Genomic DNA, 3,692 nt, shown 5'->3' on the forward strand with positions numbered 1-3,692 from the left:
CGCAGAGGTAACATTATCAAATAAAAGGTTCAGAAAGTTAACCGATTCTTTTAAAACTGAGAGATTCATTCAGGCCGATATAATAATTATGCAAAAAGAAAATAAACGGCAAATATCCGAAAATCTTTTTAAAAAGAGTAATGGCAAAATGAAAAATAAGTAATTTTGCGGCAGAAAAAAAGGCCCCTTAGTTCAACGGATAGAACGGAGGTTTCCTAAACCTTAAATACAGGTTCGATTCCTGTAGGGGCTACATAAACCCTTTAATTGTAAAAATTAAGGGGTTTTTTTATTGAATCCCGATTTTTGGAAACGAGTCAGGGAATATCCTGAGAATAATACCCTCATGAAATTTTGTTAAGTCCTTTTGGCAGGTGAAGTTTAAAGGTGAATTATTTTATCCTTTTTGGTCAACCAATTTCAGGCACTGACAGAATTAAATTGCCTGAAAATGCTTATATTTGGGAAAGAAAAAAATATTTCATAACTCTTAAATTTTACGTTTATGAATAAAATTACTTACACTCTCATTGTAACTTTATCCATGTGTTATAATTTCCTTTTTGCCCAGTTAAGCGGAAATTATACTATCAACCCAATAGGAACGGCAACATCCACGAATTATAAAAACTGGTCGTCTGCGATAAGCGATTTGTTATCAGGGCAGCGCAATGACGGTGGAACAGCTCAGGGACCTGGCGTAAACGGCTCTGTGGTATTCACTGTTTATGACACGGTTTACAACAACACACAGATTCAGCTTACTGCCATTACAGGGGCATCTTCCTCCCGAACCATTACTTTTCAGTCTGCCGGTGGCGATAGCTCTAAATGTATGTTGAAATATCCTTCAGGTTCCTCATCTTCAGACGATTATGTGGTGATGCTCAATGGTGCGGACTGGATAAATTTCAAAGGAATAGGCTTTGAACGTACAGGCTCGAATGCTTATTATACAGTCGTACAGATAACCAATGATGCCGACCATAATTCATTTATACGATGCCTGATGAAAACAAGAAAGCTCCCGAGCAATACCACTACTGGCTGGACTACAGGCATTGGTGCAGGTATTTTTTTCAGTGGCAATGGCGATACTAACATTATACACCAGAACAGGTTTCTTTATGGCTACAATGGTATTTATTCCGCTACCAGTTGTTATGGAAATTATATTTCTTCCAATGTTTTTGACACCAACGGGTGCATTGGCATTTATATGACATCGCAGACAGGGCTGAAGATTGAAAGAAATATTTTCAGCATGGGAGATTTTGGTTCCGGGCAGGGGCATTATGTATCTTATGCTATCCGCCTGGAGTCATCACCCAGTGTGATTATTTCAAAAAATAAAATTTTTATGCTGGCAGAAAATGCACAGGTAGTCAGGGGAATAGTTTTTGTCAGCCTGTCGGGGTCATCAACTGCTCCCAATCTGGTCATCAACAACTGGATATTTAACAAGGGCGGAACCAGTTCCTGCAGCGGTATTTCCATTTACGGGGCTAATTATCTCGATATCTGCTACAATAATTTTTTAATCACTGCTCCTTTGAAAACTTCCGTTATTGTTCATCACAATTCTACTTATACGAATACTTACGTCAACATCAGGAACAACAACTTTATCAACAAAGGAGGTGGCCTGATTTACGAATTTCCCAGTACCAATGGCGGACTCGATACAGTAGTCAATAACAACTGCTATATCACCGACACTTTTTTTGGGAAGTATAATAATGTAAATTACAACAGTTTATCTGCATGGAAAACCGGAACCGGCAAGGATGCCAATTCGCTGGCATTGGATCCGGGATACACTGCCAATACAGATCTGCATGTTTCCAATGTCGGGATCAACGGGAAAGCTGTTCCTTACTGGCGTGTTTCTGACGATATTGATGGTGATACAAGGAGTACTTCCACACCAGATATAGGTGCCGATGAATTTTTCCCGGTTGCTTACGATGCAGGCATTATCAGTGCCGACAGCCCATTGTATTTTTGCCCTGGGATTAAAAATGTCAAGGTTAAGTTTCAGAATTTCGGCAGCAACACCATTACCAGCCTGAAGATTTACTGGCAGGTCAACGGAAATGCCCAAACCACCTATAACTGGTCGGGGAGTGTATCACCCGGAAATTCATCAGGACTGATTCAGATAGGCAGTTATAATTTTGCTGCCAACACTGCCTATACCTTAAAAATCTGGACAGACAGTCCCAACAATCAGACTGACGGAAACAAACTGAATGATACGCTTACCACAGTCAGATATGCAGGGATGGCGGGAACATACACCATAGGAGATGTTACGAATGCTGATTTCAAGTCGTTCAACAATGCGATTACAGCCATGACTGCCAGAGGAATATGTGGTGCAACCACTTTCAATGTATATGACGGCACCTATACCGAACAGATCACACTTGGCGAACTCAGGGGAATGGGAGCCTCCAATCCGGTTGTCTTTCAAAGTATGAACAACGATAGTACCAAGGTAACTGTCAGCCTGCCCTCAAGTTCTGCCACAGGTAACAACAATGCCTGTATCCAACTGGCTGGTGCCGACTACGTTACCTTTAAGAGAATAACCTTCATGCGCACCGGTTCGCTGACCATTACGCATGTGCTTCATATTCTCAACAATTCCCACCACAATACTTTTGAAAGTTGCAGAATGATAAATATTCCGATTACGGCTTCCAATTCAAATGCCAACAACATCTGGTCAGACCAAAGCGATGACAATTATAACGTTTTTAAAAAGTGCTATGTAAAATTTGGTAATTATTGCATGCTTTTCGGAGGTACTTCCACCAAACATGAAACCGGAACTGTCGTTGAAAACTGTGTTTTTGACAGTGCATACAGCAGCGCCATTCAGATCAGTTACAACGACAATGTCATTTTCCGTAACAACCTGATCCGGAATTCATACAGCCGGGTTTCAGGGAACTATGATCTTCAGTTTCTGGATTGCGACAGTTCAATAAAAATAACAGGTAACAGGTTTTACAACAACAATACGGATTATACGGTTTATCTTCAGAACTGCAACGCAACTTCTTCCGGACACGGAATAACTGCGAATAACTTTATTGCCAAACCCTCCCTCACAGGAGTTTATCTGGATGCTGTTGACTATCAGGATGTTGTATTTAACAACATGAATTTTACCAATGCATCGGCCTCTAATACCGGAGTGGCTACCTCATCCGGAACCTCATCGAATATTGTCATCAAAAACAATAATATTGTGCTGGCCAACGGAATGGTTTACAATGTTTCATCAGGCAGTCAGGTAAGCGGTTGTAACCGGAATAACCTGAAAACCACCGGAAGCAGTTTTGCCTACTGGAATGGAACAACATATTCCACTTTGTCCGCCTTCCAATCGGCTACAGGGAAAGATGTAAATTCCCAGTCGGTCGATCCTCAGTATTATACCTCCACCGATCTTCACATCAAAAACACCAGCCTGAAAGGGGCGGGAGAGCCTGTTGCCGGAGTAACAACAGATATTGACGGAGAAACACGCAATCCGACCACTCCAGATATTGGAGCTGACGAATTCACCGTTCCTGAAAATGATGCAGGCATTGCGGCAATCATTCAGCCAGCGGCTATTATTTGTGAGGGTTCTCATGATGTCAGGGTAGTGGTCAGAAATTTTGGAAAAGATGACCTGA

At 41.4% G+C, this 3,692-nt stretch carries 1 protein-coding gene and 1 tRNA gene; both read left to right on the plus strand.

Translation table 11 applies throughout. The annotated features are described in order from the left end of the window. Nucleotides 1–181: 181 nt before the first annotated feature. A tRNA-Arg gene (locus GX437_11740) sits at nucleotides 182–253 on the plus strand. Between the two features lie 252 nt (nucleotides 254–505). Next, nucleotides 506–3,692, plus strand: a 3,187-nt coding sequence (locus GX437_11745; protein ID NLJ08332.1) for a right-handed parallel beta-helix repeat-containing protein, incomplete at its 3' end; no start/stop codon positions are given.

The sequence above is a fragment of the Sphingobacteriales bacterium genome (assembly GCA_012517435.1).
Taxonomy (GTDB): domain Bacteria; phylum Bacteroidota; class Bacteroidia; order CAILMK01; family JAAYUY01; genus JAAYUY01.